Origin of the sequence: Pantoea sp. Z09 (assembly GCF_022394795.1) — a bacterium.
Classification (GTDB): Bacteria; Pseudomonadota; Gammaproteobacteria; order Enterobacterales; family Enterobacteriaceae; genus Pantoea; species Pantoea latae.
The window spans coordinates 2183311-2198340 of sequence record NZ_CP092373.1; the positions used below are offsets into that span (position 1 = coordinate 2183311).

The 15030-nt window shown below is 60.7% G+C and carries 16 protein-coding genes; 7 read left to right on the forward strand and 9 right to left on the reverse strand.

Annotated elements, in window-relative coordinates; genetic code table 11:
• Nucleotides 1-14: 14 nt before the first annotated feature.
• Nucleotides 15-968 carry a hypothetical protein gene (locus MC269_RS10435; protein WP_239952337.1) on the forward strand — a complete coding sequence of 318 codons (954 nt, stop codon included), beginning with the start codon at nucleotides 15-17 and terminating at the stop codon, nucleotides 966-968.
• Between the two features lie 44 nt (nucleotides 969-1012).
• Nucleotides 1013-2446 carry a serine/threonine-protein kinase gene (locus tag MC269_RS10440; protein ID WP_239952338.1) on the forward strand — a complete coding sequence of 478 codons (1434 nt, stop codon included), beginning with the start codon at nucleotides 1013-1015 and terminating at the stop codon, nucleotides 2444-2446.
• A gap of 37 nt (nucleotides 2447-2483) precedes the next feature.
• Here MC269_RS10440 and MC269_RS10445 read toward each other — a convergent pair whose 3' ends face one another.
• Both MC269_RS10445 and chaB read right to left on the reverse strand, forming a co-directional pair.
• Entirely contained in the window at nucleotides 2484-3161 is a 678-nt protein-coding gene (locus MC269_RS10445; RefSeq protein ID WP_239952339.1) for a gamma-glutamylcyclotransferase, read from the reverse strand.
• 191 nt (nucleotides 3162-3352) lie between these two features.
• Nucleotides 3353-3583: a putative cation transport regulator ChaB gene (gene chaB / locus MC269_RS10450; protein ID WP_239952340.1), complete on the reverse strand. Its 231-nt coding sequence runs from the start codon at nucleotides 3581-3583 to the stop codon at nucleotides 3353-3355.
• Nucleotides 3584-3952: 369 nt separating this feature from the next.
• Between chaB and chaA the strand changes: the two genes are divergently transcribed.
• Nucleotides 3953-5044, forward strand: coding sequence for a sodium-potassium/proton antiporter ChaA (gene chaA, locus MC269_RS10455; protein WP_239952341.1), 1092 nt, complete (start codon nucleotides 3953-3955; stop codon nucleotides 5042-5044).
• A gap of 635 nt (nucleotides 5045-5679) precedes the next feature.
• Here chaA and kdsA read toward each other — a convergent pair.
• Genes kdsA through hemA form a run of 6 tightly spaced genes read right to left on the reverse strand, consistent with a single transcriptional unit; the run spans nucleotide 5680 to nucleotide 10992 of the window.
• Complete coding sequence (kdsA, locus tag MC269_RS10460) at nucleotides 5680-6534, reverse strand: 3-deoxy-8-phosphooctulonate synthase (RefSeq protein ID WP_096073022.1); 855 nt, start codon at nucleotides 6532-6534, stop codon at nucleotides 5680-5682.
• Between the two features lie 26 nt (nucleotides 6535-6560).
• A complete protein-coding gene (gene sirB1 / locus MC269_RS10465; protein ID WP_239952342.1) occupies nucleotides 6561-7370 on the reverse strand; it encodes an invasion regulator SirB1 in 810 nt (269 codons plus the stop codon).
• A complete protein-coding gene (locus MC269_RS10470) occupies nucleotides 7367-7765 on the reverse strand; it encodes a SirB2 family protein (protein ID WP_239952343.1) in 399 nt (132 codons plus the stop codon). Before MC269_RS10470 ends, sirB1 begins: the two co-directional genes overlap by 4 nt.
• A 12-nt stretch (nucleotides 7766-7777) precedes the next feature.
• The gene (prmC, locus tag MC269_RS10475) at nucleotides 7778-8611 is read right to left on the reverse strand and encodes a peptide chain release factor N(5)-glutamine methyltransferase (RefSeq protein WP_239952344.1); all 834 of its coding nucleotides are present in this window, start codon (nucleotides 8609-8611) and stop codon (nucleotides 7778-7780) included.
• Nucleotides 8611-9693: a peptide chain release factor 1 gene (prfA, locus tag MC269_RS10480; protein ID WP_239952345.1), complete on the reverse strand. Its 1083-nt coding sequence runs from the start codon at nucleotides 9691-9693 to the stop codon at nucleotides 8611-8613. The genes prmC and prfA overlap by 1 nt, the downstream gene beginning before the upstream one ends.
• Nucleotides 9694-9735: 42 nt before the next feature.
• Nucleotides 9736-10992 carry a glutamyl-tRNA reductase gene (gene hemA, locus MC269_RS10485; RefSeq protein WP_239952346.1) on the reverse strand — a complete coding sequence of 419 codons (1257 nt, stop codon included), beginning with the start codon at nucleotides 10990-10992 and terminating at the stop codon, nucleotides 9736-9738.
• 216 nt (nucleotides 10993-11208) lie between these two features.
• Here hemA and lolB point away from each other — a divergent pair, with 216 nt between their 5' ends.
• The 3 genes from lolB (at nucleotide 11209) to prs (ending at nucleotide 13771) form a co-directional block, all read left to right on the forward strand.
• On the forward strand, nucleotides 11209-11832 hold the full coding sequence (gene lolB, locus MC269_RS10490; protein ID WP_239952347.1) for a lipoprotein insertase outer membrane protein LolB: 624 nt from the start codon (nucleotides 11209-11211) through the stop codon (nucleotides 11830-11832).
• Nucleotides 11829-12686, forward strand: coding sequence for a 4-(cytidine 5'-diphospho)-2-C-methyl-D-erythritol kinase (gene ispE / locus MC269_RS10495; RefSeq protein WP_239952348.1), 858 nt, complete (start codon nucleotides 11829-11831; stop codon nucleotides 12684-12686). The genes lolB and ispE overlap by 4 nt, the downstream gene beginning before the upstream one ends.
• A 137-nt stretch (nucleotides 12687-12823) precedes the next feature.
• On the forward strand, nucleotides 12824-13771 hold the full coding sequence (gene prs, locus MC269_RS10500; protein WP_006118899.1) for a ribose-phosphate diphosphokinase: 948 nt from the start codon (nucleotides 12824-12826) through the stop codon (nucleotides 13769-13771).
• Nucleotides 13772-13830: 59 nt separating this feature from the next.
• Here prs and ychH read toward each other — a convergent pair whose 3' ends face one another.
• Entirely contained in the window at nucleotides 13831-14100 is a 270-nt protein-coding gene (gene ychH / locus MC269_RS10505) for a stress-induced protein YchH (RefSeq protein ID WP_239952349.1), read from the reverse strand.
• Nucleotides 14101-14363: 263 nt separating this feature from the next.
• Here ychH and pth point away from each other — a divergent pair, with 263 nt between their 5' ends.
• The gene (pth, locus tag MC269_RS10510) at nucleotides 14364-14951 is read left to right on the forward strand and encodes an aminoacyl-tRNA hydrolase (RefSeq protein ID WP_239952350.1); all 588 of its coding nucleotides are present in this window, start codon (nucleotides 14364-14366) and stop codon (nucleotides 14949-14951) included.
• The last annotated feature ends 79 nt before the right edge of the window (nucleotides 14952-15030 follow it).

A 15030-nucleotide genomic window follows, 5' to 3' on the forward strand; every position in this document is an offset into this window, starting at 1 on the left:
TACCAAGGATCCTTATGAAATTGTGGTTGTCCGGCATTGCGACGTTGCTGATCGCCTTTAGCGCGCAGGCCGAAAATTATCGCGTGGTCTATTCGCCCAGCCTGGCGCTGGAAGTCTTTATCGACGACGTTAAAAGCAAAGCGCCCGACGACTGGTGTAAAGAGACGCTGCCGCTGCGTATCGTCTCCGGCAAAAGCACCGATTCCGCCGTGCTGACCACCTTTTTGCCGCGCGTCGGCACCCTGCTGGCCAACCAGTGCGGCACGCTGGACGTGCTGCCCTGGCAGATGACCAGTAAAGAGGGCAGCGTGCTGGCCAGCGGCAGCGCCAGCAAATTGCAAAACTGGCGGCCGATCGTGATGGCCGACGCCACCGCCAGCGCCAGCGCGACCAACGCCGCGCCGCTCGATCTGTCGCGCCCGGCGAACAGCGCGCCGCTGCAGCACTTCGACCTGCCGGGCGGCTGCCGCTTCCGTACGGCGTGGGACGCCGACGGCCAGTCGCTGTTTATTCCCGACGGCGCGAAAAGCCAGTGCCCGCACGACGGCTGGCTGGAGGGCAAAAGCGAGATCACCGTGGCGGACAAGGGCAAAACAGGCGCCCTGCCGATCACCTTCTATCAGGGCTATCCGATCGCCAGTCTGGCGATCGCCGGCAACTCGCTGGAAATCGTGGCCGTGAATAAAGAGCGCATGATCGTGACGCGCGCCGATGCGGCGGATAGCTGGCTGGTGCTGCCTTTCGACCCCGCCAGCCACGTCTGGCGCTTTAACGGCACGCTGCTGGTGAAAATGGACAAGAATATGGCGCAGCAGGATCCTGACGCCGTGAAATCGCGGGTGGAAACGTTGCGCGGTCTTTGGGGACCGCAGTTTATGCCACAGCAAAAAGTGAATGTGTTACTGATCGACACCCTGCACGCCGATTTGGTTGACCCGGCGATAGGTGCGTGGCGTAACATCAATTAATTACCGCGCAGCCTGCTCGCCAGGCGGTGTTCAGAGAGTTCACTATGTCGGCAAATGATAATCAAAAAGCGGTGCCTAACGCCCTTCCGGCGGGATACCGTTTTAACGAGTTTGAAATCAAGGAAGTGATTGGCGGCGGCGGCTTTGGCATCGTTTACCGCGCCTGGGATCATCAGCTCGAGCGCACCATCGCCATCAAAGAGTATATGCCGGTGTCGCTGGCGGTGCGTGCGGAAGACCTGTCGCTGGAGCTGCGCGGCGAACGCTATCAAAGGCTGTTTACCGCCGGCCTGACCAGCTTTATTCAGGAGGCGCGCCTGCTGGCGCGTTTCAACCATCCCGGCCTGCTGCACGTGCTGCGCTTCTGGGAACAGAACGGCACCGCCTATATGGGCACGCTCTACTACAGCGGCATGACGCTGAAAGAGTGGCAGCTGACCAGCCCCGAATCGGTGAACGAAGCCTGGATCCGTCGGCTGCTGCCGCCGCTGTTTGGCGCCATCAACACCATTCATCAGGCGGGCTATCTGCATCGCGATATTTCGCTGGATAATATTCAGATTCAGGAAAACCAGCTGCCGGTGCTGCTCGACTTTGGCTCGGCGCGCAAAGAGATCGGCAACCTGTCGGATGAAACCGAGATTATGCTGAAGCCGGGTTTCGCGCCGATTGAGCAGTACAGCGAAGAGGGTGAAAACGAACAGGGTCCCTGGACCGATATCTATGCGCTCGGCGCGGTGCTGCACAGCCTGATCACCAGCAATCCGCCGCCGGTGAGCGTGGTGCGCTGCATCGAGGACAACTATCAGCCGCTGGTGGAGCGGCAGCCGCCGGGCTATTCGCTGCCGCTGCTGCACGCGGTGGACTGCGCGCTGGCGATGAAGCCCGCCGATCGGCCGCAGTCGATTGACGCCTTTGCGGCGCTGATCGACCTGCCGGTAAGCGATGTGGAGGCGGTGGTGACTCGCCTGCAGGCGCCGCCGGATCCGCCGCCCGCGCCCGTGGTGGAAGAAGAGGAGATCGTCGCGCCCGCACCGGTGGTGATGGCGGTCAATCATGGCTCGGCCAGCGTAGAGCCGGTGACGCCGCGCAACGTGCGTCGTCTCTCGCCGGGCCTGGTGGCGCTGGCAGCGGTGGCGCTGCTGGCCGTGGTGACGGTGACCTGGCTGACCAACCGACACGCGGCGACGCCGCAGAGCGACGCGTCCGAAAGCGCCGCGCCCCCCCCAACGGCGACCGCATCGCCGCCGGTCACCACGCCGGCTGCGCTGGCAACCGTCTACCTCAAGCTGGATCGCGGCGCCAACGTGGTGCTGAACGGTCAGCCTGTCGAGGTAAAAACCGGCAACAACGGTTTTGCCGCGCTTAACCTGGCGGCGGGGCAGTATCGTATCGAGGTGCATTCGGGCACCAGCATGCATGCGCAGTCGCTGGTGATTGACAAGCCGGGCACCTGGCTGCTGAATCCGGGCAACTAGCGCGCTGTCGCGGCGTGCATCCACACGCCGCGAGCCGCTATCCCTGCGCGCAGCGCACGCCCGCCTGCAGCGCGCGCACCTGATGCGCCAGGCGACTCAGGTTTTCCTCTTCCATGCCGCGCTTCGCCAGCTCCTGCTCCAGCGAAAAGAGATACTGCGCGTTGCTGCCCAGCGGGCCGCTGGCCGCCGCGATCAAAGGCGCGATCGCCTCAGGACAAGAGTCCGACTCATAGAGCGGATGACGCGGATCCATAATAAAGGCCAGCGCGGTGACGCTGCGTCCATCCTCCAGCGTTAGCGCGCACCAGGTGGGCAGATAGCAGCCGGTGATCATCTCGCGCTTCCACAGCAATTCCAGCTCTTCATGCAGGCGCGTCTCCGGCAGGCGAAATGCCAGGCCGCTGGTCGAGCCGCCCTCTTTTAGCGCCAGCATGCGGCCCGGATGGGATGAGGTGCCGCGTCCGGCGATCAGGCGCAGGCAGAAGGCGCGATGCCACCCTTCCAGCGTGCCGGAAGCAACCTCGTCCGCCTCGAAGACGGGGTTCCACATCAGCGATCCATAGCCGAAAATCCAGACCGGGCTCTGGTCGGGACGACAGGCCAGCGTCGCCGCCAGCGACGCCGCGCGCTGCTCACAGCTCCAGAGCAGGGACTCTTCAATATCGCCGAATGACGTTTTGCAGTCTGCTTTTAATAAAAATTCTCGGGTTAACAATGCGACCTCCTGACGTCATTAACGTCCTGTCCGACGGGCTCCTTTATAGAATCGGCTTGCGAGCACCATACTTGAGCCGCAGCATTCACTGACAGTATGCATTTTCCGCAGCGCTTTCAAGGCTGCGACAGGAGGGGAAATTAAAAAAATCCAGGAAAAAGGCCAGGCTGGCTGGCCTCCTCTGCGGCGGGTTATTTTTTAGGATGCCATTTGTCGTCGTCACCCTTTTCATACTCTTTTTTCACCGCCGACCAGGCGACCTTGTGCGCCACCTCTTCCTGCGACTCGTCGCCGCGGCGCTCATCTTTATCTTTGTACTGATCCCAGGCGCTGTTAAAGGCCTTTTGGTAGATATCCTGCGCGTGCGGCGGCAGCACATGTTTCACGTTGTCCGGCAGCGCGTCGCGGTTTTTATAGGGCATGCTATTTTCTCCATTGTGGGCCTGGCTTAAGCCTGGCGCAAGGAGACAGAATTTCCACCTGCCTTTTCCTCGCCTCTGAAGACAAAACAGAGACCAAGACCGCAAAAAAGGATCTTAACCGCCCTGTTTATCTCGTTTAACCGCGTAAAAAACAGATAAATGTAAAAATTAACAGGCTGAATAGCTGGCTTTAATTTTGCTTTATCGCCTTTTTCAAGATGGTCGAACTTTTTTAGCCTAAAAGTAAAAAGCGGTAAATTTTCCACGTCGGCAGCGGCGAAAAGTTACACTCTTTAACGCAATAAAAGTTCTACTCTTTTGTGAAGCCCCGTTTGGGTTTCGCCAATATTTTTCCCAAGAGGATGGTGAATGACCACACATGAAAAAACCCGTCACAAAGAGTTCTCGCTGATACTGCCTCTCGCCGCGCTGGGCGTGCTGTTTTTCTTTGGCGGCCAGACCAGCCTGCCGCTGGTGATCGGCATCAACCTGCTGGCGCTGGTGGCGATCCTCAGCAGCGCCTTTAGCGTGGTGCGTCATGCCGACGTGCTGGCGCATCGTCTGGGCGAACCCTACGGCTCGCTGATCCTTAGCCTGTCGGTGGTGATTCTGGAGGTCAGTTTGATCTCCGCGCTGATGGCGACCGGTGACGCGGCCCCCGCGCTGATGCGCGACACCCTCTACTCTATTATCATGATCGTCACCGGCGGCCTGGTGGGCTTCTCTCTGCTGCTGGGCGGGCGAAAATTCGCCACCCAGTATGTCAATCTGGCCGGGGTTAAACAGTATCTGATCGCCATCTTTCCGCTGGCGATCCTGGTGCTGGTGTTCCCCAACGCGCTGCCGGGCGGCAACTTCACCACCACCCAGGCGCTGCTGATTGCCGCCATTTCCGCAGCGATGTATGGCGTTTTCCTGCTGATCCAGACCCGCACGCACCAGAGCCTGTTTGTTTACGAGCACGAGGATGACAGCGACGACGGCGATCCGCATCATGGCAAGCCGTCGGCGCACAGCAGCGTCTGGCACACCGTCTGGCTGATCGTGCATCTGATCGCGGTGATCAGCGTTACCAAGATGAACGCCAACACGCTGGAGCATCTGCTGTCGGAGTTTAATGCGCCCGCGCAGTTCACCGGCTTCCTGGTGGCGCTGCTGATCCTGTCGCCGGAAGGCCTGGGCGCGCTAAAGGCGGTGCTGATGAATCAGGTGCAGCGCGCCATGAACCTGTTTTTCGGCTCGGTGCTGGCCACCATCTCGCTGACCGTGCCGGCGGTGACTATTATCGCCACCCTGACCGACCAGCAGCTGGTGTTCGGCCTGGAGCCGCCGCAGATGGTGATGATGTCAGCGGCGCTGATCCTGTGCCATATCTCGTTTTCCACCGGGCGCACCAATGTGCTGAACGGCGCGGCGCACCTGGCGATTTTCGCTGGCTATCTGATGACGATCATGCTGTAAACGGCAGGCAAAAAAAGAGCGACCAGGCATGAGGTAATTACGCAGTCTGGTGCCGCTCCGGGGCGGACGGTCCTCGCGCCGCTGACGCGGTCCCTTCACGCCATTCGCCTGCCTGACGGACCGGTGGGGATGGAACATCCCTGTTCCAGCCCCACCTTTCGCCCGCATCCCTGCGGGCTCTCCTGGCAGCCTCATTCTGTTCAGCGCTGCGAAATGCCCGCCCCGGAGCGGCACCAGCCTGCTGGCCAGCTTCCGTGTACGCTGCTGGAAAAGAACGGCGGCGTTTTTACGGCTACACAGGCACCCTGTCTGAGGCCACTGCGCCTTCTCTGCTGTAGAGGGCTATTCGCAGCGCTGAGGCGGAAACGTTGTGCCAGGAGCCTGTCGCAGGGATGCGACAGGCAGTTCGGGGAGGCCAGGATGGCCGTACACGAACGGTCCGTCCGGCACGACGTTGCAGCCGAAGGCACCGCGAAGCGGCGCGAGGAGGGCCCGGCAGCAGAGGAGGTGCAGTGGCCCGCACCAACAGCTCACACGCATAAAACAAAGGCCGCCGTTTTGAAAAAACGGCGGCCTTTACTGACAAGCATCACGACCAGAGTCGCTCTGTTTTATTTCTTAGCGCGAAGCGCGACTTACTTGCTGGTGTCCAGCTCCGGGAAGCTCTTCACCAGATCGTCAATCGCCTTCATTTGAACCAGGAACGGCTCCAGCTTGTCCAGCGGCAGCGCGGACGGGCCGTCGCATTTCGCGTGATCCGGGTCCGGATGCGCTTCGATAAACAGGCCGGCAATGCCGACCGCCATCCCGGCGCGCGCCAGCTCGCCCACCTGGGCGCGACGGCCGCCAGAGGCAGCGCCGAACGGGTCGCGCGTCTGCAGCGCGTGGGTCACGTCGAAAATCACCGGGCTGTTGTTGGTGACCTTCTTCATCACGTTAAAACCGAGCATATCGACAACCAGGTTGTCATAGCCGAAGTTGCTGCCGCGATCGCACAGGATCACCTTATCGTTGCCGCCTTCCGCGAACTTATCCACGATATTGCCCATCTGGCCGGGGCTGACAAACTGCGGCTTCTTCACGTTGATCACCGCGCCGGTCTTCGCCATCGCTTCTACCAGGTCAGTCTGACGCGCCAGGAACGCGGGCAGCTGGATCACATCCACCACGTCGGCTACCGGCTGCGCCTGCGCCGCCTCGTGCACGTCGGTGATGATCTTCACGCCGAACGCCTGCTTCAGCTCCTGAAAAATCTTCATCCCTTCTTCGAGGCCAGGACCGCGATAAGATTTAATGGAAGAGCGGTTCGCCTTATCAAAAGAGGCTTTGAACACGTACGGGATGCCGAGCTTATCGGTCACCTTGACGTAGTGTTCGCAAATACGCATGGCGAGATCGCGCGATTCCAGCACGTTCATACCGCCAAACAGCACAAACGGCAGATCGTTAGCGACCTTGATATCACCAATAGTGACGACTTTCTGAGTCATGCCCTTTCCTTAACTGTGTGGTGCGCTTAGTGCAGCGTCACCTGTTTCTGTTCAATTGCGTGAATTTGCACTTTGATCATCTCGCTGACCGGATCCTCAGGACACTGCTCAACGAAGTAGGTTAAATCGTTCAACGCGATATGCTCGCACTCCAGCTGCGCGTAGATCAACCCGCGATCGCGGATCTCATACGGGTCGTCAGGATCGATCTGCAGCAGCACCTGACTCACGCCGAGCGCCAGCTCCATCTGCTTCTCCTCCATCAGCGCCGCCTTCATGGTGTCGAGCATCTTGCGCATCACGCTGATGGTCTTCGCCTCTTCCAGATCGTCGTCATAGAGCTTCGCCGTCGGGCTGATATTGCCTTTCAGCCACACTTCCAGCGTGTGGGTATCCAGCGTCTCGCCGTTGAAAGGATTGATCAGCCACATATCGCCGTCGATCCAGTCGGCGCGCAGAATCAGCTGGGTGGGAAAAATCACCGGCATCAGCGGGATCTCGAGCTCTTGCGCGATATGCAGCAGGATCACCCCAAGCGACACCGCCGTGCCCTGGCGCGACTTCAGCACTTTATCCAGCCACAGCGCGTCAGAGAGGTTATAAACGCCGCTGGCGCCGCCGAAGCCCCACTGGCGATAAAAGAGTTCCAGCAGCTTCTCCAGCTGCATATCGGCGTCCTGCTCGCCGCTGACGTAGCGGCGGGCTTCCGCCACCAGCGCCGCCAGCTGCTCCTGCACGGACGACGCCGGGAAATCGGCGCGGATGGCGCGGGTGGCGCCAATCACCGCTTCACACAGCGGCGTCTGGCTAAAATCTAATTGTTCTGCGGAGGTCATACTATCCCCAATAACGGCATTTTGGTCACCGCCAGCTTAATCACTGTCACCAGCGCGACCAGCGCGACCAGGAAAGCGATCCAGCGCGTGCGGCTGGTGTGCGGGCGACGACTCAATGCCACGGAACCTAAGGCGATGTAGATAATAACGCCTAAAAGCTTCTCCGTCAGCCAGCTTCCTTGCGGTGAAAACGGGTAAAAGTGCGTAATCACCACCAGCAGCACGCCGGTAAGCAGTAAAAAGGTGTCGTTAACGTGCGGCGTAATGCGCACCCAGCGCCGCTGCAGCAGCGCCGAGCCGCTGCGCAGCCAGTAAAAGCGCAGGACAAAAAGCGCAATGCTGATAAACACCGTCAGCAGATGCAGTTGTTTAATAAGCGGGTAGTAAGCGGCCATGGTGCGTCCTTTTTAAGATGAAATCTGACCGAGCGTGACGCGCGGATTACCGCCGTAGTCCTGCACGGTCGCGACCTGAAGAAAATCGTGCTGCTGCATTAGCGCGCGCACGGCGGCGTCCTGCTGCCAGCCATGCTCCAGCAGCAGCCAGCCGCCGGGCGCGAGCCACTGCGGCGCCTGAGCTACCAGCAGGCGCAGATCCGCCAGGCCCGCATCGTCCGCCACCAGCGCGCTGCGCGGCTCAAAGCGCACGTCGCCTTGCGACAGATGCGCATCGGCTGCGTCGATATAGGGAGGATTGCTGACGATCAGGTCAAAGCGCCCGGCGGGCAGCGCGTCAAACCAGTGGCTCAGCGCAAAGGCGGCGTTGGGGATCGCCAGCCGTTCGGCGTTGCTTTGCGCCAGCGCCACCGCGGCCTCGATGCGATCCACGCCCAGCACCGCGCAGTCGGGCCGTTCGCTCGCCAGCGCCAGCGCAATGGCGCCGGTGCCGGTGCCGAGGTCGAGAATGCGCGCCGGCGCGGCGGGCAGACGCGCCAGCGCCTGCTCCACCAGCACTTCGGTATCGGGACGCGGGATTAGCGTGGCGTCGGAGACGCGCAGCGGCAGCGACCAGAACTCGCGCTCGCCGATCAGGTGCGCCACCGGCTCGCCGCGCACGCGACGCGCCAGCAGCGCGTCAAGGCGCGTCAGCTGCTCGGGCAGCAGCGCGGTTTCGTCGAACGCCATCAGCCAGCTGCGCGATTTGCCGGTGACGAACCCCAGCAGGATCTGCGCGTCGCGCTTCGGGCTATCTCCGCCCTGTAGCGCGGCGACAGCCTGTTTCAGCCAGTCACGAAAGGTCATTACTCCTGACCAGCCAGCGCGGCCAGCTGATCGGCCTGATACTCCTGCACGATCGGCTCAATCAGGTTGTCCAGCTTGCCTTCCATCGTCTCGTCCAGGCGGTAAATGGTGAGGTTGATGCGGTGGTCGGTGACGCGGCCCTGCGGGAAGTTGTAGGTGCGGATACGGTCAGAGCGGTCGCCGCTGCCCAGCAGGTTGCGGCGCGTGCTCGCCTCCGCCTCGTGGCGCTTCGCCATCTCTGCGGCGCGAATGCGCGCGCCCAGCACCGCCAGCGCTTTGGCTTTGTTTTTGTGCTGCGAGCGCTCATCCTGGCACTCCACCACGATGCCGGTCGGCAGGTGGGTGATGCGGATAGCGGAGTCGGTGGTGTTAACGTGCTGACCGCCCGCGCCGGACGAGCGGAAGGTGTCGATCTTCAGATCGGACGGGTTGATCTCCGGCAGCTCCGCTTCCGGCACCTCCGGCATCACCGCCACGGTGCAGGCGGAGGTATGGATGCGTCCCTGGGACTCGGTTTCCGGCACGCGCTGCACGCGATGGCCGCCCGACTCGAACTTCAGTCGGCCGTAGGCGCCCTCGCCGGTGACGCGGGCGATCACCTCTTTATAGCCGCCGTGCTCGCCCTCGTTGGCGCTGACGATCTCCACGCGCCAGCGGCGGGCCTCGGCGTAGCGGCTGTACATGCGGAACAGATCGCCGGCGAAGATCGCCGCCTCGTCGCCGCCGGTGCCGGCGCGCACTTCAACAAAGCAGGCGCGTTCGTCGTCGGGATCTTTCGGCAGCAGCAGCACCTGCAGCTGCTGCTCCAGCCGCTCGCTCTCGGCGCGCGCCTGCTGCAGCTCTTCCTGCGCCATATCGCGCATTTCCGCATCCTCCAGCATCAGCTGGGCGGTCTCGATATCGTCCTGGGTCCTCTGCCACGCGCGGAAACATTGGGTCACGTCGGTTAACTGCGCATATTCGCGTGACAGCGCGCGGAAGCGGTCCTGATCGGCGATCACGCTGGCATCGCCCAGCATCGCTTCCACTTCTTCGTGGCGCTCCTGCAGCGCTTCCAGTTTGGCAACAATAGAGGTTTTCATTGGTGATGGATTTCTCGTTACAGAGGGCAACAGCCCCGCAGTCTACTCGAGACCGAGGCTGTCGCGAAGCAATTGCAGGCGTTCAGTGTCGCCGTCGCGGGCGGCCTGCTGCAGAGATTTGGTTGGTGCGTGAATTAAACGGTTGGTCAGCTTGTGCGCCAGCTCCTGCAGCACTTTCTGCGGATCAGCGCCCTGCTGCAGCGCGGCCAGCGCGCGTGATTCGAGATCGGCGCGCACGCCTTCCGCCTGAGAGCGGTATTCGCGGATGGTCTCAACCGCGCTCTGGGCGCGCAGCCAGGACATAAACTCGCCGCTCTCCTGCACCACGATGCTTTCGGCCTGTACGGCGGCGGCTTTGCGCTGCGCCATATTTTGCTCGATAATCGCCTGCAGATCGTCAACGCTGTAGAGATAGGCGTTAGGCAGCTTGCCCACTTCCGGCTCGACGTCGCGCGGCACGGCGATATCCACCAGCAGCACCGGCTTGTTGCGGCGCGCTTTCAGCGCGCGCTCCATCATCCCTTTGCCGATAATCGGCAGCGGGCTGGCGGTAGAAGAGATCACGATATCGGCGTCGGCGAGGCGCGCGTCGATGTCGGCGAGGCCGATCACCTCTGCGCCAACCTCTTCTGCCAGCCGCTCGGCGCGCTCGCGCGTGCGGTTGGCGATAATCAGCTTCTGCACTTTATGCTCGCGCAGGTGGCGCGCCACCAGCTCGATGGTTTCGCCCGCGCCCACCAGCAGCACGTTGACGGTAGAGAGCGACTCGAAGATCTGCCGCGCCAGGGTGCAGGCGGCGAAGGCGACCGACACCGCGCTGGCGCCGATTTCCGTTTCAGTGCGCACCCGTTTGGCGACCGAGAAGGTTTTCTGGAACATACGCTCCAGCTCGCTGCTCAGCGCATGGCCGCGCTGCGAGTCGGCGAAGGCTTTTTTCACCTGGCCGAGGATTTGCGGTTCGCCCAGCACCAGCGAGTCGAGACCGCTCGCCACGCGCATCAGATGGCTCACCGCCGCGTTGTCCTGATGCCAGTAAAGACTTTGACGCACGTCCTCTTCATTAAGATGGTGATAGTCACACAGCCAGCGCACCAGGCGCTCCTGCAGATCCGCCTGCTGTTCTACGCTAAGGTAGAGTTCAGTGCGGTTGCAGGTAGAGAGAACGACGCCGCTCTGCACCATCGGCTGGGAAAGCAGGCTGTCGAGCGCCTGCTCCAGCACATCCGGCCCGAACGCAACGCGTTCACGCAGGGCGACAGGTGCAGTTTTATGGTTGATTCCGAGAGCGAGCAGCGTCATGGCGATAAAAGTTGGGATGTCCCAATAATGTCAGGGTTTTGTGATGCGCATTCTACAAGATGCGGCAGATCATGAAAAGCCATACAAAGGCTATGACTGTAATAAGATTAAACTGATCGTGCGCAATTTTACTGTTATCAGCATTGACGGTTTATAAGCGGATCGCTAGCGTTATCCGTTACGAATTAAAAACGTGTCCGAGGAGATGACCACGTGATGACCTTTTCACCCCGCACGATGTTGCGCCTTTTGCCGCTGGCAAGCGTCCTGTTAGCCGCCTGTGCCGTTAAACAACCTCAGGGTCCAGGTCCGAGCACCACCGCGCCGCAGTGGCAGCAGCACCAGCAGGCTGTGGCGCACGTCACGCACTACCAGACACGCGGCGCCTTCGCCTACCTGTCCGACAAGCAGAAGGTCTATGCGCGCTTTAACTGGCAGCAGACCGCGCCGGATCGCTATCGCCTGCTGCTGACCAACCCGCTGGGCAGCACCGAGCTTCAGCTCGACGCGCAGGGCCAGACCGTGCAGCTGGTGGACAATAAAGGCAAACGCTACGTCAGCAACGACGCGGAGAAGATGATCGCCCAGCTGACCGGCATGGATATCCCGCTCGCCAACCTGCGCCAGTGGATGATGGGCCTGCCCGGCGACGCCAGCGACTATCAGCTCAACAGCAACTATCAGCTGAAAAGCCTGAATTACAGCGCCAACGGCCAGACGTGGCAGGTGACGATTCAGGACTACGACAGCAAAACCACCCCGCCGCTGCCGGCGAACCTTGAGCTGCGCGAAGGCGATCAGCGCATCAAGCTGCGTATGGATAGCTGGACGCTGCAATGATCACCTCGTGGCCCGCACCGGCAAAGCTGAACCTGTTTCTCTATATCACCGGCCGTCGCGCTGACGGCTACCATAATCTGCAAACCCTGTTCCAGTTTCTCGACTACGGTGACCAGCTGCACATCACACCGGACAGCAGCGGCCGTGTCACCCTGACCACGCCGGTCGCAGGGGTCGCCCATGACGACAACCTGATGGTGCGCGCCGCGCTGCTGCTGCGCCAGGCGGCGCTGGCGCAGCACCGGCTGCCCGCCGACGCCGGCGCGCAGATCGCCATTGAAAAAAGGCTGCCGATGGGCGGCGGGCTGGGCGGCGGCTCTTCCGACGCCGCCACGGTGCTGGTAGCGCTCAATCATCTGTGGGGCACGGGCTTCTCGCTCGAGGCGCTGGCCGAGCTGGGCATCACGCTCGGCGCGGACGTGCCGGTGTTCGTCAGAGGGTTCGCCGCCTTCGCACAGGGGGTTGGCGAGCAGCTGCAGCCTGCCGATCCGGCGGAAAAATGGTATCTGGTGGCGCATCCCGGCGTCAGCGTCTCGACGCCACAGGTGTTTAACGATCCACAGCTGACGCGCGACACGCCGGTGCGTTCGCTGGCGGCGCTTTTATCGACACCCTTTCACAATGATTGTGAGGCAGTGGTAAGAAAACGTTTTCGCGAGGTTGATGAGCTTGTTTCCTGGCTGCTAGAATACGCGCCGTCGCGCCTGACTGGCACTGGCGCTTGCGTGTTTGCCGAATTTGACACCGAGTCAGCCGCTCGTCAGGTGCTGGAACTCGCCCCGAAATGGGTATGCGGATTTGTCGCGCGAGGCGTTAACGTCTCGCCTCTGCATCGCACCCTTTCCGGGCTGTAAGCGCATGTGTGACAGTGTCACCCTGTTCCAGACGCTGCACACGGCGCATTAACACACCCGTATGAACATGCATCAGGGTATGCGCCGGTTACCCTAATGCCGTTCATTCTCTGGACGCCAAGCCTGAGGTTCTTCTCGTGCCTGATATGAAGCTATTTGCTGGTAACGCCACCCCGGAACTAGCACAACGTATTGCCAACCGCCTTTACACCAGCCTCGGAGACGCCGCAGTGGGCCGTTTCAGCGATGGCGAAGTGAGTGTACAAATCAATGAAAATGTACGCGGTGGTGATATTTTCATCATCCAGTCCACCTGTGCTCCCACCAACGATAATCTGATGGAACTGGTTGTGATGGTCGACGCGCTGCGTCGAGCTTCTGCTGGTCGTATTACCGCGGTTATTCCCTACTTCGGCTATGCCCGTCAGGACCGCCGCGTGCGCTCCGCTCGCGTACCGATTACCGCTAAAGTGGTCGCGGATTTCCTTTCCAGCGTTGGCGTCGATCGCGTTCTGACGGTCGATCTTCACGCCGAGCAAATCCAGGGCTTCTTTGACGTCCCGGTTGATAACGTTTTCGGCAGCCCGATCCTGCTGGAAGATATGCTGCAAATTGGTCTGGAAAACCCGATCGTGGTTTCCCCGGACATCGGCGGCGTTGTGCGTGCCCGCGCCATCGCCAAACTGCTCAACGATACCGATATGGCTATCATCGATAAACGTCGTCCGCGCGCAAACGTTTCTCAGGTGATGCACATCATCGGCGACGTGGCGGGCCGCGACTGCGTGCTGGTCGACGATATGATCGACACCGGCGGCACGCTGTGCAAAGCGGCGGAAGCGCTGAAAGAGCGCGGCGCGAAACGCGTCTTCGCCTACGCCACTCACCCGATTTTCTCCGGCAACGCGGTGGAGAACCTGCGTAAATCGGTGATTGATCAGGTTATCGTCTGCGACACCATCCCCCTTTCCGAAGAGATGAAGTCGCTGCCGAACGTCCGCACCCTGACGCTTTCCGGCATGCTGGCGGAAGCGATCCGTCGTATCAGCAACGAAGAATCGATCTCGGCAATGTTCGAGCACTGATTTTCGCCTAATAAAAAACCGGGCCATGCGCCCGGTTTTTTTATGCCTGAATGGCCCTGTTAGTGGTGCGGCGTGCGGCGGCAGCGTTTGTCATAGTGGCGATGCCAGAAGTAGCGGTCTTCGATCTTCTCGCGGCCGCTGACGCGCGCGCCGGTCAGCCACAGCAGCGCGCCGATAAAGATGCCTAAAATCGCGCCCTGCGCCAGCAACGCCGGCATCTGCATATTTGGCAGCTGGTTGAGCACCGAGAAGATGATGCTGGAGACCATCACGATCAGCCCCACAACCATCATGGCGTTTCCTGCTTTGCGACAATGTTGATGTTTCATAACTCACCTCTGTCCATATGAACAAGCAATACCAACCGCACGTAATGTTAACTTGTCATAAGTTTAGGCAATGAAGCCCGGATGAATTGCGTCCAGGATCACAAACCCCAATAAAGGCTGACGTAAATTTACGCTTAGACGCTTGATTTAAAGAAATAAATAGTTAATCACGCGACGTAATCACCCCTTTGCTGCACCGTTTGTTCTCTTCTCTGCCGCGCAGTACACTAACGCCTTTTCATCACCTGAGCAGGATAATCATCGTGAGCAGCATTAAACTGATTGTGGGCCTGGCCAACCCGGGCGCGGAGTACGCCGCGACGCGGCATAACGCGGGCGCCTGGTATGTTGATTTGCTGGCGGAGCGTCACAATCAGTCTCTGAAGGAAGAGGCGAAGTTCTTCGGCTACACCGCGCGCATCAGCCTGGCGGGTGAAGATGTGCGCCTGCTGGTGCCGACCACCTTTATGAACCTCAGCGGCAAAGCCGTGGCGGCGATGGCGACCTTTTTCCGCATTGCGCCGGAGGAGATTCTGGTGGCGCACGATGAGCTGGATCTGCCGCCTGGCGTGGCTAAGTTCAAACAGGGCGGCGGACACGGCGGCCATAACGGGCTGAAGGACATCATCAGCAGGCTGGGCAACAACAATAACTTTCACCGCCTGCGCATCGGCATCGGCCATCCGGGCGATCGCAACAAGGTGACGGGATTTGTGCTGGGCAAGCCGCCCGCCAGCGAGCAGAAGCTGATCGACGACGCCATTGATGAAGCGGCGCGCTGCACCGAAGTGTGGCTGAAAGAGGATCGCCTGAAGGCGATGAACCGGCTGCACGCGTTCAAGGCGAGCTAAACGCCCTGCCCGCGCGATTTCTGTGTATAATGCGCCAACTTTTTTTCGTTTCCGGCAACGCCTGCAGCAGGCGTTGCAC

Excerpts from the sequence above, each read along its gene's own strand:
- MC269_RS10435 (WP_239952337.1), top strand. The coding sequence starts at position 15 with ATGAAATTGTGGTTGTCCGGCATTGCGACGTTGCTGATCGCCTTTAGC.
- MC269_RS10440 (WP_239952338.1), top strand. The coding sequence starts at position 1,013 with ATGTCGGCAAATGATAATCAAAAAGCGGTGCCTAACGCCCTTCCGGCG.
- chaB (WP_239952340.1), bottom strand. The coding sequence starts at position 3,583 with ATGCCCTATAAAAACCGCGACGCGCTGCCGGACAACGTGAAACATGTG.
- chaA (WP_239952341.1), top strand. The coding sequence starts at position 3,953 with ATGACCACACATGAAAAAACCCGTCACAAAGAGTTCTCGCTGATACTG.
- kdsA (WP_096073022.1), bottom strand. The coding sequence starts at position 6,534 with ATGACTCAGAAAGTCGTCACTATTGGTGATATCAAGGTCGCTAACGAT.
- sirB1 (WP_239952342.1), bottom strand. The coding sequence starts at position 7,370 with ATGACCTCCGCAGAACAATTAGATTTTAGCCAGACGCCGCTGTGTGAA.
- MC269_RS10470 (WP_239952343.1), bottom strand. The coding sequence starts at position 7,765 with ATGGCCGCTTACTACCCGCTTATTAAACAACTGCATCTGCTGACGGTG.
- prmC (WP_239952344.1), bottom strand. The coding sequence starts at position 8,611 with ATGACCTTTCGTGACTGGCTGAAACAGGCTGTCGCCGCGCTACAGGGC.
- prfA (WP_239952345.1), bottom strand. The coding sequence starts at position 9,693 with ATGAAAACCTCTATTGTTGCCAAACTGGAAGCGCTGCAGGAGCGCCAC.
- hemA (WP_239952346.1), bottom strand. The coding sequence starts at position 10,992 with ATGACGCTGCTCGCTCTCGGAATCAACCATAAAACTGCACCTGTCGCC.
- lolB (WP_239952347.1), top strand. The coding sequence starts at position 11,209 with ATGACCTTTTCACCCCGCACGATGTTGCGCCTTTTGCCGCTGGCAAGC.
- ispE (WP_239952348.1), top strand. The coding sequence starts at position 11,829 with ATGATCACCTCGTGGCCCGCACCGGCAAAGCTGAACCTGTTTCTCTAT.
- ychH (WP_239952349.1), bottom strand. The coding sequence starts at position 14,100 with ATGAAACATCAACATTGTCGCAAAGCAGGAAACGCCATGATGGTTGTG.